The organism is Bradyrhizobium roseum (assembly GCF_030413175.1).
GTDB classification, from domain to species: domain Bacteria; phylum Pseudomonadota; class Alphaproteobacteria; order Rhizobiales; family Xanthobacteraceae; genus Bradyrhizobium; species Bradyrhizobium roseum.
On record NZ_CP129212.1, the window covers coordinates 1,172,870 to 1,191,300 of the forward strand.

Annotated in this window: 18 protein-coding genes; 15 read left to right on the top strand and 3 right to left on the bottom strand. The window is 62.8% G+C overall.

The window, feature by feature from the left end; genetic code table 11:
• Positions 1 to 9 precede the first annotated feature (9 nt).
• The 7 genes from QUH67_RS05465 (at position 10) to QUH67_RS05495 (ending at position 4,848) form a co-directional block, all read left to right on the top strand.
• Entirely contained in the window at positions 10 to 378 is a 369-nt protein-coding gene (locus QUH67_RS05465) for a nuclear transport factor 2 family protein (protein ID WP_300945641.1), read from the top strand.
• Positions 379 to 529: 151 nt separating this feature from the next.
• Entirely contained in the window at positions 530 to 946 is a 417-nt protein-coding gene (locus QUH67_RS05470) for a YciI family protein (protein ID WP_300945643.1), read from the top strand.
• A gap of 26 nt (positions 947 to 972) precedes the next feature.
• A complete protein-coding gene (locus QUH67_RS05475; RefSeq protein WP_300945644.1) occupies positions 973 to 1,398 on the top strand; it encodes a YciI family protein in 426 nt (141 codons plus the stop codon).
• An 85-nt stretch (positions 1,399 to 1,483) separates the two neighbouring features.
• Positions 1,484 to 2,218 carry a TetR/AcrR family transcriptional regulator gene (locus QUH67_RS05480; protein ID WP_300945645.1) on the top strand — a complete coding sequence of 245 codons (735 nt, stop codon included), beginning with the start codon at positions 1,484 to 1,486 and terminating at the stop codon, positions 2,216 to 2,218.
• A 109-nt stretch (positions 2,219 to 2,327) separates the two neighbouring features.
• A complete protein-coding gene (locus QUH67_RS05485; protein WP_300947948.1) occupies positions 2,328 to 2,822 on the top strand; it encodes a DUF2852 domain-containing protein in 495 nt (164 codons plus the stop codon).
• A gap of 691 nt (positions 2,823 to 3,513) precedes the next feature.
• Positions 3,514 to 3,975 (top strand): DUF302 domain-containing protein, encoded by a 462-nt coding sequence (locus tag QUH67_RS05490; RefSeq protein ID WP_300945646.1) that lies wholly within the window; start codon positions 3,514 to 3,516, stop codon positions 3,973 to 3,975.
• A 111-nt stretch (positions 3,976 to 4,086) separates the two neighbouring features.
• Positions 4,087 to 4,848, top strand: a complete 762-nt coding sequence (locus QUH67_RS05495; protein ID WP_300945647.1) for a serine O-acetyltransferase — start codon at positions 4,087 to 4,089, stop codon at positions 4,846 to 4,848.
• 107 nt (positions 4,849 to 4,955) lie between these two features.
• On the opposite strand, the gene QUH67_RS05500 is transcribed toward QUH67_RS05495, so the two are convergent.
• On the bottom strand, positions 4,956 to 6,221 hold the full coding sequence (locus QUH67_RS05500) for a serine hydrolase domain-containing protein (RefSeq protein WP_300945648.1): 1,266 nt from the start codon (positions 6,219 to 6,221) through the stop codon (positions 4,956 to 4,958).
• A gap of 565 nt (positions 6,222 to 6,786) precedes the next feature.
• Between QUH67_RS05500 and tolQ the strand changes: the two genes are divergently transcribed.
• The 7 genes from tolQ (at position 6,787) to pal (ending at position 14,659) form a co-directional block, all read left to right on the top strand.
• Positions 6,787 to 7,500, top strand: coding sequence for a protein TolQ (gene tolQ, locus QUH67_RS05505; protein ID WP_300945649.1), 714 nt, complete (start codon positions 6,787 to 6,789; stop codon positions 7,498 to 7,500).
• A gap of 37 nt (positions 7,501 to 7,537) precedes the next feature.
• The gene (locus QUH67_RS05510) at positions 7,538 to 8,014 is read left to right on the top strand and encodes a biopolymer transporter ExbD (RefSeq protein ID WP_300945650.1); all 477 of its coding nucleotides are present in this window, start codon (positions 7,538 to 7,540) and stop codon (positions 8,012 to 8,014) included.
• A 46-nt stretch (positions 8,015 to 8,060) separates the two neighbouring features.
• Positions 8,061 to 8,999: a cell envelope integrity protein TolA gene (locus QUH67_RS05515; RefSeq protein ID WP_300945651.1), complete on the top strand. Its 939-nt coding sequence runs from the start codon at positions 8,061 to 8,063 to the stop codon at positions 8,997 to 8,999.
• A gap of 105 nt (positions 9,000 to 9,104) precedes the next feature.
• On the top strand, positions 9,105 to 10,436 hold the full coding sequence (tolB, locus tag QUH67_RS05520) for a Tol-Pal system beta propeller repeat protein TolB (RefSeq protein WP_300947949.1): 1,332 nt from the start codon (positions 9,105 to 9,107) through the stop codon (positions 10,434 to 10,436).
• A gap of 179 nt (positions 10,437 to 10,615) precedes the next feature.
• Positions 10,616 to 12,946 carry a putative bifunctional diguanylate cyclase/phosphodiesterase gene (locus QUH67_RS05525; RefSeq protein WP_300945652.1) on the top strand — a complete coding sequence of 777 codons (2,331 nt, stop codon included), beginning with the start codon at positions 10,616 to 10,618 and terminating at the stop codon, positions 12,944 to 12,946.
• 139 nt (positions 12,947 to 13,085) lie between these two features.
• Positions 13,086 to 13,826, top strand: a complete 741-nt coding sequence (locus QUH67_RS05530; protein ID WP_300945653.1) for an N-acyl amino acid synthase FeeM domain-containing protein — start codon at positions 13,086 to 13,088, stop codon at positions 13,824 to 13,826.
• 341 nt (positions 13,827 to 14,167) lie between these two features.
• Positions 14,168 to 14,659, top strand: a complete 492-nt coding sequence (gene pal / locus QUH67_RS05535; protein ID WP_300945654.1) for a peptidoglycan-associated lipoprotein Pal — start codon at positions 14,168 to 14,170, stop codon at positions 14,657 to 14,659.
• 120 nt (positions 14,660 to 14,779) lie between these two features.
• Here the strand turns inward: pal and QUH67_RS05540 are convergent, their stop codons facing one another.
• A complete protein-coding gene (locus tag QUH67_RS05540) occupies positions 14,780 to 15,652 on the bottom strand; it encodes an alpha/beta fold hydrolase (RefSeq protein ID WP_300945655.1) in 873 nt (290 codons plus the stop codon).
• A 180-nt stretch (positions 15,653 to 15,832) separates the two neighbouring features.
• Between QUH67_RS05540 and ybgF the strand changes: the two genes are divergently transcribed.
• Positions 15,833 to 16,996 (top strand): tol-pal system protein YbgF, encoded by a 1,164-nt coding sequence (ybgF, locus tag QUH67_RS05545; RefSeq protein ID WP_300945656.1) that lies wholly within the window; start codon positions 15,833 to 15,835, stop codon positions 16,994 to 16,996.
• Between the two features lie 61 nt (positions 16,997 to 17,057).
• Here ybgF and QUH67_RS05550 read toward each other — a convergent pair whose 3' ends face one another.
• Positions 17,058 to 18,326 (bottom strand): DUF892 family protein, encoded by a 1,269-nt coding sequence (locus QUH67_RS05550; RefSeq protein ID WP_300945657.1) that lies wholly within the window; start codon positions 18,324 to 18,326, stop codon positions 17,058 to 17,060.
• Positions 18,327 to 18,431: the final 105 nt, after the last annotated feature.

An 18,431-nucleotide genomic window follows, 5' to 3' on the forward strand; every position in this document is an offset into this window, starting at 1 on the left:
GGGGCTGATATGACCGAAGCAGACCGGGCAGAGACGATCCGCGCGATCTTTGCAGCCTATCTCGCCAACGATCGTGCGTTCGTCGAGAACGCGCTCAGCGACGATCTCCGCTTCACCAGCCCCTATGACGACGGCATCGACAAACCGACCTATTTCGAGCGGTGCTGGAGGAACAGCGACTGGATCGAACGGCACGAATTGGAGCGGATTGTCGTCAGAGGCGATGAAGCGTTTGTCACCTATCGTTGCGTCGCCAAGGGCGGAAAGACGTTTCGCAATACCGAGTTCTTCACCTTCGACGGTGACAAGGTGAAGCAAATCGACGTCTATTTCGGCGCGACCTACGACAATGGCAAATTCGTCAGCCAGCCCAGGTAGCCCGCGGACTGCCCCGCGCCTGCGGGCGGCAGCACAATTGCCCGCGAAATAATTTTTCCCGATATGTCGGCGGGGTAAAGCCCCGCTCGTCTTGTTGACGAAGGCGGGCGCTGCGGTAGCCGGCCCAAAGATATCCAACCGGGGAACGACGATGCGATTCATGGTGATTGTGAAGGCCAGCAAGGATTCGGAAGCCGGGGTCATGCCGAGCACGGAAATGCTGGCCACGATGGGCAAGTTCAACGAGGGAATGTGCAAGGCCGGCGTGATGGAGGCGGGCGAGGGCCTGCATCCCACCGCCAAGGGCGTGCGGATCAGATATGAAAACGGGCAAAGCAGCGTCAGGCGCGGGCCGTTCGCGCTCTCCGGCGATCTCATTGCCGGGTTCTGGCTGATCAACACCAAATCGCTCGATGAAGCGATCGAATGGATGAGCCGGGCGCCCTTCACCAATGGTGAGGAGATCGAAATCCGCCAAGTGTTCGCGACGGAAGACTTTGGCGAAGCCTTGACCCCCGAACTGCGCGAGAAAGAAGCGTTGATGCGCGCGCAAACTGCGAAGAAATAGCTCTCTCCGAGACGAAGGAAACCCCCATGCGCTTCATGATGCTGATGATTCCCCTGGGCTATGAGACCGCGTCACCCGACGTCCAGCTCGATCCCGAGAGGGTCAAGGCGATGATGAAATACAACGAGGCGCTGCAGGAGGCGGGCGTGCTGATCGCGCTCGACGGGCTGCATCCGCCCTCGATGGGCGCGCGGGTTTCCTTCGCCACCGGCAAGCCGGTCGTGACCGACGGCCCCTTCACCGAGGCCAAGGAAGTGCTCGGCGGCTACTGGATGATCAACGTCGCGTCGCGCGAGGAGGCGATTGCCTGGGCGAAGAAATGCCCGGCTTCCGAGAACGAGATCATCGAGATCCGCCAGGTACAGGAAATCGCCGATTTCTCCGATGAAGTGCAGCAGGCGGCCAAGGGTTTCGAGGAACTGCAGCAGGGTAATGCGCACAAGGCGCGGTGAGAGGCTGCCACCTGTTCCACCGTTAACCTTCCTGAACGCGTAAAATAAGTGACCTTTTCATCCACCTCATGTAAAAGCCGTTCACATGAGCTGGCGCAAGGAACGAGGCCGCGCCGAGCGCGGCTATCATCACGGCAATCTGAAAGAGGCGTTGCTGCAGGCGGCGCTCGGCCTGATCGCCGAGAAGGGCGCGGCCGGCTTCACCTTTGCCGATGCCGCGCGGATGGCCGGGGTCAGCCCCGCCGCGCCCTACCGGCATTTCCGCGACCGCGATGAATTGCTGTCCTCGATCGCCCAGCGCGGTTTCGAGCAGTTCGAGGCGCTGCTGACGCAGGCCTGGGACGACGGCCGTCCGGACACGGTCACCGCCTTCGAGCGCGTCGGCAAGGCCTATCTGGCGTTCGCCCGCAACGAGCCCGCCTTCTATTCGGCGATGTTCGAGTCGGGTCTGCCGATCGACGCCAACCCGACGCTGATGGCGGCCAGCGAGCGCGCTTTTGCGATCATTCGCGCCGCCGCCGAGCGGCTTGCGGCGATGGCACCACCCGGCATACCGCGACCGCCGGCGATGATGATGGCATTGCACATCTGGTCGATGTCGCACGGGGTCGCCTCGCTGTTCGGCCGGGGCGATGCCGCGCGGCGCAAGCTGCCGATGTCGCCGGAAGAGCTGCTGGAAGCCGAAGTGCTGATCTACCTGCGCGGCCTCGGCTTCCCGACCGACCGCCGGCCCGGTCAGAAGCCGTCCGGCCCGCCGCCGGTGCCGCCCGGCAGCGCACCACCCGGCGCGCCATCAGGCCCCTGGGGCACCCCCAAATAATTTTTTGAGAGGCGCGGCGGGCCGCCCGCTTGACAAAACCGCTGGATGGTTTAGGTATGTAAATGTTATTTACATTCACAACGGCGTGATCGCCGTCATGGAGAGGGAAATGGCCTACACCGCAGATGTCAATCGATGGCGCGGCCCGACGACGGACGAGAACTACCGCCCACGCCCGCATATGCTTGAGAGCCCGTGGCATCCCGGCTGGATCGCCGTGACCATCCTGGGCTTCATCATCTGGTGGCCGATCGGCCTCGCCCTTCTCTTTTTCACACTCGGGAGCAGAAAAATGGGTTGCTGGAGCAACGGAGACCGCTGGCAGAACAAGATGGAGCGGATGCAGTACAAGATGGACCGGATGCGCGGCCGCATGGAAAGCCGCGGCTTTGGCGGCTTCGGCTTCGGCCAGCCCACCAGCGGCAACCGCGCCTTCGACGAGTACCGCATGGAAACCCTGCGCCGGCTCGAGGAAGAGCAGGTCGAGTTCAGGAATTTCCTCGATCGGCTGCGCCACGCCAAGGACAAGGAAGAGTTCGACGCCTTCATGGCGCAGCACAAGCCGCGCCCGACCCCGCCGAACGACCAGCCGCAGCAGGGCTGATCGAACGTGAGAGTTCAGCCGCGGGTGTGATGCCCCCATGACGCCCGGTGGCGGATACAGCCGCCCATCTGCGAAAGCAGGTGGGCGGTTTGTTTTGGTGCGCCCAGCATGAGCGCACTTTTATGGGTGCAAGTCCCATCGTGAGTTACCCTGGCCGGTGGCCGGCGCGGGCGTACGAACCAGCGTAAGCCTGGGAGTGCCAGGGTATGGTGGATTTTGCTTGCTGCAACCCGGCATTCCGACTGCCCGCTGTCGTGGTCCGATTATGTGTCCGGATACACCCGCGCGCCCGGCGGTCACAGCAAGGAATTTTCGGCTGGACCGCTGACCTTTGCCGCCTCCGCATCGGACCTCAAGCCGGGAACCCTGTGAAGTTCAGGCCACGGGCCGGTGCGGGCGTAACATTTGCGGTTTCCAAACGAAGCTCATCTGAAGCAACAAGGAGGGCACATGCTGACCCGGCGCGGCCGGTTGCCGGCTGCGGGAATGAATCAGCGCTCGGTCTTTTCTCCTTGTCGTCGGCATCCTCATCATCTCCGGAGCGGACAAGGCGCTTGAGGCCTTCCTGGTCGATGCTTCGCCGGAATGGCTGACCAACCTGACGACGCGCTTCTAGATTCCCTGGCGGCAGGATGAATCCGGCCACGCCAGTTACTCGCTTTAAGATTTTGAAACCAGCAGGAGAAGTCCGATGAAGTTCATATTCGTTTTGGCGGCACTGGTCATGGCAACGCCGGCTCTTGCAAGCGACGGCATCATTACAAGGCCCAGCAATTTTTCGGTGAAGGATACGATTTCGCGCTTTGAGGCGGCCGTCAAATCAAGGGAGGGCGCCGGCTTCATCGTGTTCACCGAAATCGACCACGCCGCCGCCGGAAAGAAATTCGGCATCGATATGCGGCCGCGCACGGTGGTCGTCTTCGGCAATCCGAAACTCGGCACGCCGGTAATGGCCAAGACGCCGTTGCTGGCGATCGATAATCCTCCGAAGGCTCTGGTCTGGGAGGATGATCAGGGCAAGGTATGGCTGTCCTACAATTCGGCTGACTACCTGTACAAGACGATATACCCGCGGCATGGATTGGAAACCCCGCCCAACTACGCGGCGTTCGCAAAGACCTTGAGCGACATCGTCGACGAGGCGACAAAGTAAAGCCGCTGGCTTAACCGGAAGCTCAAAAATAGGCTGACGTCGAGCACGCAGGTTGGCGCGCTTTGGCGGCCAGGTTATATTGGGTGGACGCACTGAGCCGGAGCGGTCGTCATGAACGGAATATTGTCGCTCGATCGGCTCTGGCAATCGATCCGGGATGAAGCGGAAAGCGCCGCGTCGCGAGATCCGTTGTTCGGTACGGCGCTGTCATCGGCCATTCTTGACCACCCCGACTTCGCACGCGCGCTGGCGCACCAGATCGGTGCACGGCTCGGCAAAAGCCCCGCGGATCGCGAGCGGTTTGCGCGCATGGCCGGCGAGGCATTTGCGGCTTCATCCGATCTGGTCGAGGCGGCGAGCCGCGACCTGCAGAGCATCGCTATTCACGATCCCGCCGTGACGACGCTGCTGCCGCCGCTGTTGAACTTCAAGGGCTACGTCGCGCTGCAGGCCTGGCGGGTGTCCCACTGGCTGTGGGGCCAGCGCCGCCACGATCTCGCGCTGCTGCTGCAAAGCCTGTCGTCGGATCAACTTTCCGTCAGCATTCACCCCACCGCGTCGATCGGCACGCAGGTTTTTCTGGATCATGCCACTGGCATCATCATCGGCGCCCACGCCGTGATTGGTGACGAGGTGACGATCCTGCAAGACGTCACCGTCGGCCGCAAGCAGTCCGAGCCAGACCGCGCGCCGAAGATCGGCCGCGGCGTCTTGCTCAGCGCCGGATCGAGTGTCATTGGCGATGTCAGCGTCGGAGACTTCGCCAAGATCGGCGCCGGCGCGCTCGTCGAGCATGACGTGCCCGCAGGCTGCACCGTCGTTGGCGTGCCGGGGCGGCTGACGAATTGCCCGGAGCCTGCGCTGCTGTTGTAGTTGCCACCGGATGGGCACGTCGCTTTGCGCCTTACCCGCCCCTTGAGGGGCGAGGCGGCAACGAATCGCAAGATGCGTGACGGGGACGGGTGAGGCGTGCGCTCGCGCTACTTCACCATCGCGCCGTAGACGATGTCCTGCACCTGCTCGCGATAATATTTGCGAAGCTCGCCGGGCGCCGCCGTGCCGACGACCACGACGAGGCGCTCTTTCGGATCGCAGAAGAACTGCGTGCCATAGGCGCCGTTCCACGAAAACTCGCCGGGATTGCCCGGTACCGCCGAAAGGCCCTCATGCGTGCGGACCGCGACACTCAGCCCGAAGCTGAATCCGCCGCGGTGCGGCTCGACATTGGCGACTTTGTTCCTGATCTCCGGCCCAAGGTGGTTGGAGATCATGTGATGCACCGTCTTGGGCCCGAGCACGCGCTGGCCGTCGAGTTCGCCGCCGTTGAGCAGCATCTGTCCAAAGCGCACATAGTCGCCCACGGTGGCAAACGCGCAGGCGCCGCCGCAGTCGGATTTGGTTGGTGTATCGAGAAGCTTGATCGCCTGCGGCTTGCCGGTCAGCGGATCATTGGGAAACGGCCGGGCCAGGCGCGCGCGCTGCGCCTCGGTGGGGCGGAACGTGGCGTCGGTCATGCCGAGCGGCTGCCATACGTTGCTCGCGAGGTATTCCCCGAGCCGCTGCTCGCTCACCTTCTCGACGACGGCGCCGAGCACGTCGATCGAAAAGCCGTATTCGAAAACCGTGGACGGCTGGTGCGCCAGCGGCAGCTTTGTGATGCGGTCGATGAACGCCTGCGTATCGCCCTCGATCGCCGGCGCGGTGCCGTCAGGATACTGGCGCGCCACCGGGCTCGAACTGTCCGGGCGGCCGCCATACATCAGGCCGGATGTGTGCCGGTAGAGATCGTGGATGTAGATCGGCGAGGCCTGCGCATCGAGCTTAAGGGATCCATCCGCCTGCGGGACGCCGACCTTCATGTCGGCGAATGCCGGATAGTAGTCCGAAAGCTTGGCCTTGAGCGGCAGCCGGCCATTTTCCATCAAGGTCAGACCGGCAACGGCGGCCATCGGCTTGGTCATGGAAGCCAGCGCGAACACCGCATCGAGCGGCATCGTGGTGCCTTTGGTCGGATCGAGCTGGCCGTAGGCCTTGTATTGAACGAGCTTGCCGTCGCGGGCGACCGCGATCACCGCTCCGGGGACACGCTTGGCGGCGATCTCACGGGCGAAAAAATCGTCCAGGCGGGCCAGTCCCTGCTGCGAAAATCCGACGTCATCCGGCTTGGCTTCGGGCAGTGGCGCGGCATTCGCCGCCTGCGCTGCGATGCCGGCGACGATCACGGCGGCCATCATGATCGGCTTCATGCATTTCTCCCTGCAGATGCGGTTCAGACCCGCACGATTATTTTTGGTTTCGAATGTCATGTGTAGGGCTGGCGAACCCGGGGCGCAATGCACCGCCCTTTTCGTGGCATGGTGAGAATGGGTAGGGCGCGGAAGCGGACGATCGGCTTTGTGCCGCTATTGATGGGTGCTCCATCCATCCTTTGAGACGCCGCTTCGCGGTGCAGCGAAGTCGGGCGGCCGAAGGGCGAGCATCCCCGCCAAGACTACCTGTCCGGGCATGGAACCGGGACGACCAGCCCTTGTAACCGCCCGGTCAGCCTCCATTTCCGGCACTCGGATTCCCCTTTGGTAACCTAAAGTTAACCGAGCTTAGCGTTTGGTTAGGGACGGAATGACGCGCGGACAGCCCTCGTTTTGACACGTTGGCAGGGGAAGCAGGGCCCGGCTTTCGGCGGGCCCCCCATGCGACACAAGAGCGGCTTTCGCGCTGGCGCATATTGCCGCGCCCGACGCGCGGCTGTGGAACCGGCAGCCGTTTGCTCCCGGAGGAAATAGGGACACTTTCGTTGAGAGGATACCGCTCATGAATCCCGCCGACGTGGCTTCGACAGCCTTGCCGTTGGTCTCCGCCGATGTCTCGCTGATTGCCCTGTTCATGCAGGCCCACTGGGTCGTGAAAGCGGTCATGCTTGGGCTGCTGGCCTGCTCGGTCTGGGTCTGGGCGATCGCGATCGACAAGATTTTCCTGTACGGCCGCACCAAGCGCGCCATGGACCGTTTCGAGCAGGCGTTCTGGTCCGGTCAGTCGATCGAGGAACTCTACCGCGCGCTGTCGGCCAAACCGACGCAGTCGATGGCGGCGTGCTTCGTCGCCGCCATGCGCGAGTGGAAGCGCTCGTTCGAGAGCCAGTCGCGCTCCTTTGCCGGCCTTCAGATGCGGATCGAGAAGGTGATGAATGTCTCCATCGCCCGCGAAGTCGAGCGGCTGGAGCGGCGGCTGCTGGTGCTCGCCACGGTCGGCTCGGCCGGGCCGTTCGTCGGCCTGTTCGGCACCGTCTGGGGCATCATGTCGAGCTTCCAGTCGATCGCGGCCTCGAAAAATACCTCGCTGGCCGTAGTGGCGCCGGGCATTGCGGAAGCACTGTTTGCCACCGCCATCGGCCTCATCGCCGCCATCCCCGCGACCATTTTCTACAATAAGTTCAGCTCCGAGGTGAACCGGCAGGCGCAGCGGCTGGAAGGTTTTGCCGACGAGTTTTCCGCCATCCTGTCCCGCCAGATCGACGAGCGGGCATGAACACGGCCAATGACGAGCGCATGGTGAGAGCAAGATCATGGCGATGAACATGGCAGGTTCGGCCGGCGGTGGCGGTGGACGCCGCGGCCGGCGTCGCGCCGCCGTCATGGCGGAGATCAACGTCACGCCGATGGTCGACGTGATGCTGGTGCTGCTGATCATCTTCATGGTGGCGGCGCCCTTGATGACGTCGAGCATCGATATCGACCTGCCGGTCGCGTCGGGCAGCAAGCAGATCCAGGCCAACAGCCCGCCGCTGACGCTGTCGGTCAAGCGCACGGGCGGCGCCTGCAATTCCAATGTCGAGCTCTATCTTGCGGATACCCTGATTTCAGCCAACGACCTCCAGCCCAGGATCAAGGCGATCCGGGAAGGCCGGTCGGATGCCGACAGCGTGGTATACCTGAGGGGTGACAAGGACGTCTGCTACACGGATATGATGAGAATATTGGGGTATATTAGAGCGGCTGGGTTCAAGGCGAATATCGTGATTGTGCCGGAGCAGGGCTCCTGAGCATGCAGCGGCGCGCGACGGCTGACAGCGGAGCGGGAAAGCTCAAGTGAAGGTCAAGGTCGATAAAACGGTTCTGGCATCGGTTGCCCTGCACGTCGTCGTGGTGGGGTGGGTGATGCTGTCGTTCTCGACCAAGGCGCTCGAAATGATGCCGGAAGATTCGGTGGCGGTGGATGTGATTTCGCCCAACGAACTGGCCAGGGTCATGGCCGGCACCAAGACCGGCAAGAAGGAAAATCCGAAGCCGCTGGCCGAGAAAGTCGCGGAAGCCAAGCCGGTCGATGACGCGGTCGGCAAGGTCACCGAAAAGCCGCCGGTCGTCACCGAAGCCGCACCGCCGCCTCAGCCCAAGGTCGAGGAGAAGCCGGTCGAGAAGAAGCCCGACCCGCCGAAGGTCGTCGAGAAAAAGGAAGAGCCGAAGAAGGAAGAGCCGAAGCCGGTGGAGAAGAAGCCGGAGCCGCTGAAGCCCGATCCGATTGCGGAAGCGATCAAGAAGGAAGAGAAGAAGCCGCCGCCGAAGCCTGTGCAGGCGGCCAAGCCGCCCGAGCCGCAGAAGCGGATCGTGGAACGGCACTTCGACCAGAACCAGATCGCGGCTCTGCTCGACAAGCGCGACCCGTCGCGTCAGGCGGTCACCAACGACACGCTGAACTCCAACGCCGCGCTCGGCACATCCAGGGGCGCGGCGGCGGACAATTCCGCGACATGGGGCGCGATGTTCCAGCGCCAGGTCGAACGCTGCTGGAAGAAGCCGTATGGCGCGCTCGAATCGCAGAAGCCCCAGGTCGCGTTTGCCATTCGTCTGAAGCGTGACGGCATGCTTGAGGGGACACCGGTTCCGGAAGGCGTTCCGGCGACACCCTATCTTCGCGTTTATCAGGAGAGCGCGTTGCGCGCGATCCTTGAATGCCAGCCATACAAGCTGCCGGCGAACCTATACGAGGAATGGAAATATTTCGCGCCGGTTTTTCAGGAGAAGGCCTGAAGGAGGTCGCCGATCGGCGATCACATCCGTTGCGGATCACACAAGAGTTGGCGATCACAGAAGAGCAAGATTGAAGCCATGATTGACAAAGATGGATTGCCCGCCATGCCGTTCCGCCCAAGCCGCAGGCAGGTCGTTTCCGGGATGGCTGCGCTCGGTGCGTTTTCAGGCGCTTCGCAAGCTTTCGCGCAGGCGCCGATCCGGGTGCCAATTCAAGAGGGCCAATTCGCGCCAACACCGATCGCGATACCGAACTTCGTGGCGGGCACGCCGCAGGATGCCGAGGTCGGTGCCGGTGTGGCGCAGGTGATCACCAACAACCTCAAGCGAAGCGGGTTCTTCGCGCCGATCGATCCGGCCGCCTTCATCGAGCGCATTACCAATCCCGACGCGCCGCCGACGTTTCAGAGCTGGAAGCAGATCGGCGCGCAGGCGCTGGTGATCGGACGCATGACGCGCCAGGCCAACGGGCGTGTGAAGGCGGAATTCCGTCTCTGGGATATCAACACCCAGCAACAGCTCGCCGGCCAGCAATACGACACCCAGGCGGAGTACTGGCGGCGCATCGCCCACATCATCTCCGACCAGATCTATGAACGGGTGACCAGCGAAAAGGGTTATTTCGACAGCCGCGTGGTGTTCGTCGACGAAACCGGGTCGAAGGAGCGCCGCGTCAAGCGGCTGGCGATGATGGATCAGGACGGCGCCAATGTCCGCTATCTGACCAAGGGCGCCGATCTGGTGCTGACGCCGCGCTTCTCGCCGTCGACCCAGGAGATCACCTATATGGAGTTCGGGCAGGGCGATCCGCGCGTCTACCTGCTCAACACCGACACCGGCCAGCGCGAGATCGTCGGCAACTTCCCCGGCATGTCGTTCTCGCCGCGGTTTTCGCCGGACGGCCAGCGCATCATCATGAGCCTGCAGCAGGGCGGCAATTCCAATTTGTTCGTGATGGATTTGCGTTCGAAATCGACGACGCGGCTGACCGATACGCCGGCGATCGATACCTCGCCGTCCTATTCGCCCGACGGCAGCCGGATCTGCTTCGAATCCGATCGTGGCGGCAAGCCGCAGATCTACGTGATGGCGGCCACCGGCGGCGGCGCGCAGCGAATCTCGTTCGGCGAGGGCAGCTATTCGACGCCGGTCTGGTCGCCGCGCGGCGACTACATCGCCTTCACCAAGCAGGGCGGCGGACAGTTCGCGATCGGCATTATGAAGACCGACGGCTCGGGCGAGCGGATCCTGACCTCCGGCTACCATAATGAAGGGCCGACGTTTGCGCCGAATGGCCGGGTCGTGATGTTCTTCCGCGAGCCAGGCGGCAACGGCGGGCCGTCGCTATATACGGTCGACATCTCAGGTCGAAACGAATTACGCGTGCCAACGCCCGGTTTTGCGTCTGATCCGGCTTGGTCACCGTTGCTGTCGTAACGGAACACAACCGCGCGGAGCGTTGTCGTTAATCGGAAAACCGTGCTTAGCCTGATGATTTTTCGGGCAAATTTTTTGCAACCCGAGCAAAAGCAACGTCTCGGTAACGATGTTCCCTCAGAAAGACTTCATCTGCAGCGGGTAGAACTACGTACCCGAACAGGATGCGCGTCCCTCACATGCAGCTTGCAAGTCAAACCGAAGAGCCGGATCAGAAGGTCTCGCCGTCAACCTATTCGGCACTGATTGATTCGCTTTTTCAGAATCCCGCGCCGCTGTTCGCGGGCGCGGTGATGGTTGCCTTTGCAGCGGCCATGACTGCCGTGAAAACCGGACAAGACCTGCTCTGGCCATGTGTCGCTTTTCTCGTGCTGTCCGGCACCGTCCGCGCCCTCGACATGCATCGCTACAACAGCCGCAGAGCCGCTCTGAGCGCCGGTGAAGCCGCGTACTGGGAGGTGCGCTATCAAATCGGGGCGATGATCTATGCCGTTGCGCTGGGGTCTTGGTGCGCGGTGGCCTTGCTCGGCAGCGATGACGCCGTGGCCCACATGATTTGCCTGACGGTGACCACCGGATACGTGGCCGGAGGAGCGGGCCGGACCTATGGAAGGCCATGGATCTTCCACGTCCAGATCGCACTCGCCTGCGGCCCTGCGGCGATCGCGCTGGCGCTTCGCGGCACGCCCTATTACATCGGTATGGCGGTCGTCAGCGCGGTGTTTTTCCTGGCGTTGAAGCAGATTTCGACCGACTTGCAGCGGATTTTCGTGCGCGCGCACGTCGCGCGCGAGCGCGAGGCCGCGCTGGCCGATCAATTCGATACCGCGCTGAACAACATGCCGCATGGCCTTTGCATGTTCGGCGCGGACGGCCGCCTTGCGGTGATGAACTATCGCTTCAGCAGGATGATGGAGCTGTCGGACGGACTCGTGCGAAGTGGCGCAAGTGCTTCCGACGTCATCGCAGCCTGTGTCGGGGCTGGATCGATCTCGGCAGCGAGCGGCCAGATCATCCTCGCTGAAATACAGAATTCGCATGCGAGGGGTATCGTCACCGCTGATCCTGACTTCGCAAGGAATCGCTCGCTGTCATGGACCTTCCAGCCGATGGCCGGCGGCGGCGCGGTCGTGTTGCTGGAAGACATCACCGAGCGCCGTAATGCCGAAGCCCGCATCAGTCATCTGGCGCGTTACGACGAACTGACGGCGCTACCGAATCGGGTCAATTTCCGCGACGAGATCGGAAATCTGCTGGCGGCCCAGCAGGGCGCCGAACAATTGTCGGCGCTGCTGTTCGTCGACCTCGACCAGTTCAAGCAGGTCAATGACACGCTTGGTCATCCCTGCGGCGACCAGTTGCTCTGCGCCGTGTCCGAACGGCTGCGCGAGATGCTGCGGCCCGAAGACTTCGTGGCGCGGTTCGGCGGCGACGAGTTCGTGGTGTTTCAGCAGAACATCCATTCCCCCGACGACGCCGCGGGCCTTGCCCGGCGCATCGTCGATCGCCTGAGCGAGCGCTACAAGATCGACAATCATCTGGTCGAGATCGGCGCCAGCGTCGGCATTGCCATGACCGCGCCCGGCGTCAGCGCCGATACGCTGTTGAAGAACGCGGACATGGCGTTGTACCGCGCGAAGGCCGATGGCCGCGGCACCTTCTGCTTCTTCCGCGAGGAAATGGCGCAGGTCGTCGAGGCCCGCCGCATCCTCGAACTCGACCTGCGCAAGGCATTGGCCAACGAGGAGTTCGAACTGTTCTTCCAGCCGCTCGTCAATCTCAAATCGGGACGGATATCGACCTGCGAGGCGCTGTTGCGCTGGAATCATCCGGTCCGTGGCACGGTTTCGCCGACCGATATCATTCCGATCGCCGAGGACATGGGCCTGATCGTCGATCTCGGCCGCTGGATCCTGCGCAAGGCCTGCATGGAATGCATGAAATGGCCGGAAGGGGTCAGCGTCGCGGTCAACTTCTCGCCGCAGCAGTTCCATCAGCGCGACGTGCTGAGCGAAGTCCGCTATGCGCTCGAGGTCTCCGGCCTGCCGGCGCATCGTCTCGAAATCGAGATCACCGAATCCTCGCTGCTGCGCAACACGCAGTTGACGCATGATGTGCTGTCGCAACTGCATGCGCTCGGCGTGCGGATATCGCTCGACGACTTCGGCACCGGCTATTCGAGCCTCAGCTACCTGCACAATTTCCCTTTGCAGAAGGTCAAGATCGACCGCTCGTTCCTGGAAGGCATCGACAGCGACCGTCCGCTGACCCTGCTGCGCGGCGTGGCGCGGCTGTCGGCCGATCTCGGAATGTCGGTCGCGGTGGAGGGCATCGAAACCAACGAGCAGCTCGAACTTATCAGCGCCGACGGCGCGGTGACCGAGGCGCAAGGCTATCTGTTCAGCCCGCCGGTGCCTGCAGTGCGGGTTCGGCAATTGCTCAATGCCTCGCACGGGCGCCGTCCGGCGGACGGCCATCTGGTTGCGGTGGCCTCGCGCTCCATCGCCTGATTCCCGTATTACGGGAAGATACACGCTATCCGGGGTCCTACGGGGTAACCATAAACTATTGATTGCTTTGCAATCTCGTTAACGAGATGTTAATTCAATACTCGCTCGTTGAAGTTGCTTGTAGCGTTAGGAGTGCAGTATGAGGTCCCCGGCCGAAGCTCGCCCCATGGCCTTGGGACGTAGTCCCGATCCGCTGGATTTGGTCGATTATAGACTCGCGCGGACTCCCGAAGAGAAGGACGAGATCTACCGACTGCGTTATCGGGCCTATTTGCGCGAAGGCGCTATCCAGCCTTCGGCGGACGGGCGCGTGATCGATCAGTTTGAAGAGGCGCCCAACGCTTGGACTTTTGGCGTCTATTTCAACGGTGAGCTCTACAGCTCAATTCGGATCAGTGTGCTGACGTCCGAATGGCGGATGTCGCCGTCGGTTGAACTGTTCGGCGACGTGCTCCACCCCGAACTCGACAAGGGCAAGATCTTTATCGATTCGACGCGCTTCGTTGCCGATCCCGAGAAAGCGCGTAATTTTCCCGAGCTTCCCTATGTCACGGTCAGGCTGGGTTCCATGGCCGGCGTCCATTTCAATGCCGATTATGGCCTGGCGATCGTGCGCCCCGAGCATCAGGCGTTCTACCGTCGGGTGTTTCTGCATGAAACCTGGTGCGAGCCCCGGTTGTATCCAGGCCTCGTCAAGCCGGTCGGGTTGATGGCTGCGCATTTGCCGGCGGTGCGCGACAGGGTTCTGGCCCGCTATCCGTTCCTGCGTTCGAGCGCGTTCGAAAGAAGGGCCCTTTTCGACCGCGACGGTCATCTTCCTTCGCCGTCCAATGCGGTGGTCAACTCGTTAGCGCCTGCCTTAATCGCCCCCGGTTCCTGAACCGGGCGGCAACCGGCGGGCAGAATCAATCTCAGTCTCGCGCGGGCTTCCGCCGCGGCCCCCCCCCTGATCAAGGCTTGGCAAGGCTTGTTTGATTGCGGTAGGGGCGATTTCGCTCAGATGCCGACTATAAAGCAGCAAATCCGGTGATTGGACCATGCTGCGCTTGCGTTCACCGTGGCGCCACATTTACAACCCATTAACTATCGCGGTCGCTTTTCACGGTTCGTCAGCATTTGACCGGGTCCGGCAAGGTTCCATCAAGGTTGACGGAACGTTCGCTTAACCATCGACCTGTAGACCGGATGACAGTCGAAATACGTGAGCGTGGAGGCTCCGGAATGAAATATCAGATGCGTATCCTCCAGGGATGGAAGCTGGCGGCGGTGGTCGCGGTGGCGCTGTCGATGGGCGCCTGCGCCAAGAACAACGTCGGCGCCGATGGGGCGATGGCGAGCGCTGCTACCCCGGGGAGCCAGCAGGATTTCGTGGTCAATGTCGGCGACCGCGTGTTCTTCGAAAGCGACCAGACCGAACTGAGCCCGCAGGCGATCGCGACCCTCGAAAAGCAGGCGCAGTGGCTGCAGACCTACAACCGCTACTCCTTCACGATCGAAGGCCATGCCGACGAGCGCGGCACCCGCGAATATAACATCGCGCTCGGCGCCCGCCGCGCCCAGTCGGTGCGTAGCTATCTTGCTTCGCGCGGCGTCGATCCGAATCGCATGCGGACGATCTCCTACGGCAAGGAGCGTCCGGTCGCGGTCTGCAACGACATCTCCTGTTGGTCGCAGAACCGCCGTGCCGTCACGGTGCTTAACGCCGGCGCCTGACAAATCAAGACTCTCGCAGTTTCAAAAACCGGCATCCTCAGATGCCGGTTTAACTGCGTTTTAACCATTTGAACCAAACGGATGCCGGCGTTCGTTAACGAAACGCGGCAAGACGTTAACCTATTGCCTCAGGATGAATTCCCGGAGCAGCGCCATCGCCCGTTCTGGGGCGTCGGGCACCACGCCGTGCCCGCAATTGGCGAACCGTTCGAACTGCACGAGGTGGCGCGGCAAGGCGGCCGCGAGATCGGCCTGGCTTTCGATCGGATGCATCGGATCGTCCTCACCGCCGATCACCAGGGTCGGACACCGGATCCGGTCAAGCTCTGGAAACATGTCGAACCTGTCGCTTTCGCCGCCCGGTTTGGCGAACCAGTGGAGCGCCACGTCCGGACGGCTGATCGCGCGGCGCGCCATGTCCGGGTCACGAGGGGTGCGCGTGTAGACCGGTATCGCAAGCCGCCTCCAGGCCTCACGCGCCTCCTGGTCCAGCGCAGCCTCGGGCTCCAAAAACCGCCGGCGTGCCAGGGCGCCGACTTCCGGGCCGCCGAGACGCTCGAACAGCGCCACGCGGCGCTCCCGGTACGAACCGCCGGCGGCTTCGGTGCTGATCAGTGCGAGCTTGCCGGGGTGGGCCGGATGACGGGTGGCGTAGGCCAGCGCCACCATGCCGCCAAAGGATGCGCCGAGCACGATCGGATCGACGATGCCGAGCACGTCGCAAAATGCGTGCACGTCGTCGCCCCACTGGGCGAGATTCCAGCGCTCGCGCGGGCCGTCCTCGCTGCGACCGTTGCCGCGGTGGTCGAGATAGACGATCTGGGCGATGTCGGCCAAGGCCGAGTAGGCGGGTCGGTAGATCGAATGGTCGGCGCCGGGGCCGCCATGCAGCATCAGCAGCACGGGCTTTTCCCGCATCGCCGGGCCGTCGGGAACGAACTTCGAGCCCTCGACATCGAAGAACAGCCGCACCCCGTTCACAGTCACGTACATGAACGGAGCTCCCCCGATTTGTGAACGGCCGGCGGCGCCGGACGGCTTGTCTTGTCGTGGATACTAAACCATACCGGAGAGCCGCGAGCCGAGTCGGAACTGCCAGTCACAATTCTGGCGTACTGGCTCTCTCAAGGTATTCTGCTTTCATTTGACACGTGGTTTCGTCGTCAGGGCAAGATGTCATCCAGATTCCTCAATGCTGCCGGCGCCGCGGTGATTGCCGCGATGCTGGTGTTGTCCACGCAGACTGCATCCGCACAGATCACGTTCCCGTGGGAGCGTTCGCAGCAACAGCAAGGTTACCCGCAGGGGCAGCAAGGCTATCCGCAGGGCCAGGGGCAGTCCGACGACGCCGATATGGAGATGCGGATCCAGCGGCTGGAAAGCCAGCTCCGGCAGCTGACCGGCCAGAACGAGGAACTGCAATTCCGCAACCGGCAGCTCGAAGAGCGGCTTCGCCAGCTCGGCGCCGCGCCGCCTGCACCGGGCGGCCAGCCCGCACAGCCCAGCGTGGCTGCGGCGCCGCCTCAAGTTCAGCCTGGCCCGCCGCAGGGGCAACAGGGCTATCCGCAACAAGCCTATCCGCAGCAGGCGCCCCGCCAGCAGGGCTATCCGCAAGCCCAACCCGGCTACGACCAGCAGCCGCAGGCCGCCGCCCCCGCGCCGATCGTACAGGATCCGGCAGCGCCGCCGATCGGTGGTCGCCGTCGCGGCGATGCCTTCGACCCCAACCAGAACCCGAATGCCCCGGGGGCGCCGCGGGCACTCGGGGGTGGTCAGATGCCGATGCCGGCCGAAGCGGCAGTCGGCGCGCCGGGCGGTCGCAATCCGGGCGAGCCGCTCAATCTCGGTGGTCCGCGCGATGGCGGTGGGGCCTTGCCGCCGCCTGTTGCCGCTGCGCCGCCGCGCGGCCCAGGGCCCGGCGCCAGCGCCGCGCTGACCACGCTGCCGCCGTCCGCCACGTCGAAGGACGAATTCGATCTCGGCATTGGCTACATGCAGCGCAAGGACTATGCGCTGGCCGAAGAGACCATGAAGAATTTTGCGCAGAAATACCCAAGCGATCCGCTGGTTTCGGATTCGCAATACTGGCTCGGCGAAAGCTATTTTCAGCGCCAGCAATATCGCGACGCCGCGGAGGCGTTTCTCGGCGTGACCACCAAATACGACAAATCCGGCAAGGCGCCCGACGCCCTGCTGCGGCTCGGCCAGTCGCTGGCGGCGCTGAAAGAAAAGGAAGCCGCCTGCGCCGCGCTCGGCGAGGTGACGCGGAAATATCCGCGTGCATCGGCTGGCGTCAAAGCTGCAGTCGATCGTGAGCAGAAGCGTGTGAAGTGCTGATCGGACCGCTCGGCGACCGGCTCCTGCGATCAATGGGTAGACCGCAGGAGCGTCGACCGGTCTATTCGGCCTGCTCGATCGCGGCCGGCATCCTTGCCACCGACATCAATGAACGCGCGACCTGATTGAGAAGCTGATCCGAATTTTCTTCCTCGGCCAGCGACTTCGACAACAGGGAGACGATCGCGCTATGGCGCAGTTGCTGGGCAAGGTTCTTGGCCGTGGTGTAGGCTGAGATCTCATAGTGTTCGACGCGTTGCGCCGCACCGATCAGCGCAAGATCGGCTGCCGCGTCTTCCTTTTTCTCGCCCTCGGCCATGATCTCCTGGCCTTCCTCGACCAGCCCCATCATGCCTTTGCAGGGCTTCGCGCGCGCCGTCTTGCCGAGGAGATCGAAGCACTCATTGATCCGCTCGACCTGGTTTTCGGTCTCGATCAGATGTTGTTCGAATAGCTCACGCAGCTGATCGAAACGTGCCGCCTCCGCCATTTTCGGCAGCGCCTTGGTCAATTGCCGCTCGGCATGCAGGATGTCGCGGAGCTCATCGACAAGCAGATCGTTCAGTCCTGCGTCATCGACCGGGGCTGAACTTTCCGTGACGATGCCGCTTGCGGCGCCCGGTTCAGCCTGCAGGGCTGGCGATTCCGTGAATACCCAGCCGTTGCCCTCATTCCAGGGACCGCGGGTGTCGATCTCGCCATGTTCGCCTGCGCCGGTGGAGTCATTGAAGTATTGATCGACCAGACCCGGCGTGGGCGCGATGCGGCCAATGCTGAAGGCGGGCTTGCTCATGCTTTCGAGCGCCAGCGCAAAAGCCTTCATGTGGGTGATTTCCCGGGTCATCAGGAACTGCAGCGCGTCCTTGGTGCCGGCGTCATCGCAGAAATTGATAAGCCGCTCGTAGACGATCTTGGCCCGCGCCTCCGCCGCGATATTGCTACGCAGGTCGACATCGAGCTCGCCGGTAATTTTCAGATAATCCGCCGTCCAGGCACTGCCTTGTGAATTGAAGAGGTTTACGCCGCCGCCGCCCGCAATCGCGATCAATGGATCGGCCTCGGCGGCCTCCCGGTCGAATTTCATCGGCTTGAGATGCATACGCGCCAGCGTGCCGACGATTTCAAGATGGCTCAGTTCCTCGGTGCCGATGTCCATCAGGAGATCCTTGCGGTCCGGATCTTCGCAGTTGAGCCCCTGGATGGAGTACTGCATGGCGGCAGCGAGCTCGCCATTGGCGCCGCCGAACTGCTCGAGGAGCATGTTGCCAAAGCGTGGATCGGGTTCATCGACGCGAACGGTGAACATTAGTTTCTTGACGTGGTGATACATGAGACGGCCTCGAGGTTGAGATGATAAGTCTCGAACGGTCCGCCCGGTGCTTCGTTCCTAAACAGCCTGGACGGCTGTGTTGCAGCGCCAATGCTACCGGCGTGA

What these genes read in the sequence shown, in the direction of transcription:
- QUH67_RS05465 (WP_300945641.1), top strand. Translation starts at nt 10, where the DNA reads ATGACCGAAGCAGACCGGGCAGAGACGATCCGCGCGATCTTTGCAGCC.
- QUH67_RS05470 (WP_300945643.1), top strand. Translation starts at nt 530, where the DNA reads ATGCGATTCATGGTGATTGTGAAGGCCAGCAAGGATTCGGAAGCCGGG.
- QUH67_RS05475 (WP_300945644.1), top strand. Translation starts at nt 973, where the DNA reads ATGCGCTTCATGATGCTGATGATTCCCCTGGGCTATGAGACCGCGTCA.
- QUH67_RS05480 (WP_300945645.1), top strand. Translation starts at nt 1,484, where the DNA reads ATGAGCTGGCGCAAGGAACGAGGCCGCGCCGAGCGCGGCTATCATCAC.
- QUH67_RS05485 (WP_300947948.1), top strand. Translation starts at nt 2,328, where the DNA reads ATGGCCTACACCGCAGATGTCAATCGATGGCGCGGCCCGACGACGGAC.
- QUH67_RS05490 (WP_300945646.1), top strand. Translation starts at nt 3,514, where the DNA reads ATGAAGTTCATATTCGTTTTGGCGGCACTGGTCATGGCAACGCCGGCT.
- QUH67_RS05495 (WP_300945647.1), top strand. Translation starts at nt 4,087, where the DNA reads ATGAACGGAATATTGTCGCTCGATCGGCTCTGGCAATCGATCCGGGAT.
- QUH67_RS05500 (WP_300945648.1), bottom strand. Translation starts at nt 6,221, where the DNA reads ATGAAGCCGATCATGATGGCCGCCGTGATCGTCGCCGGCATCGCAGCG.
- tolQ (WP_300945649.1), top strand. Translation starts at nt 6,787, where the DNA reads ATGAATCCCGCCGACGTGGCTTCGACAGCCTTGCCGTTGGTCTCCGCC.
- QUH67_RS05510 (WP_300945650.1), top strand. Translation starts at nt 7,538, where the DNA reads ATGGCGATGAACATGGCAGGTTCGGCCGGCGGTGGCGGTGGACGCCGC.
- tolB (WP_300947949.1), top strand. Translation starts at nt 9,105, where the DNA reads ATGCCGTTCCGCCCAAGCCGCAGGCAGGTCGTTTCCGGGATGGCTGCG.
- QUH67_RS05525 (WP_300945652.1), top strand. Translation starts at nt 10,616, where the DNA reads ATGCAGCTTGCAAGTCAAACCGAAGAGCCGGATCAGAAGGTCTCGCCG.
- QUH67_RS05530 (WP_300945653.1), top strand. Translation starts at nt 13,086, where the DNA reads ATGAGGTCCCCGGCCGAAGCTCGCCCCATGGCCTTGGGACGTAGTCCC.
- pal (WP_300945654.1), top strand. Translation starts at nt 14,168, where the DNA reads ATGAAATATCAGATGCGTATCCTCCAGGGATGGAAGCTGGCGGCGGTG.
- QUH67_RS05540 (WP_300945655.1), bottom strand. Translation starts at nt 15,652, where the DNA reads ATGTACGTGACTGTGAACGGGGTGCGGCTGTTCTTCGATGTCGAGGGC.
- ybgF (WP_300945656.1), top strand. Translation starts at nt 15,833, where the DNA reads ATGTCATCCAGATTCCTCAATGCTGCCGGCGCCGCGGTGATTGCCGCG.
- QUH67_RS05550 (WP_300945657.1), bottom strand. Translation starts at nt 18,326, where the DNA reads ATGTATCACCACGTCAAGAAACTAATGTTCACCGTTCGCGTCGATGAA.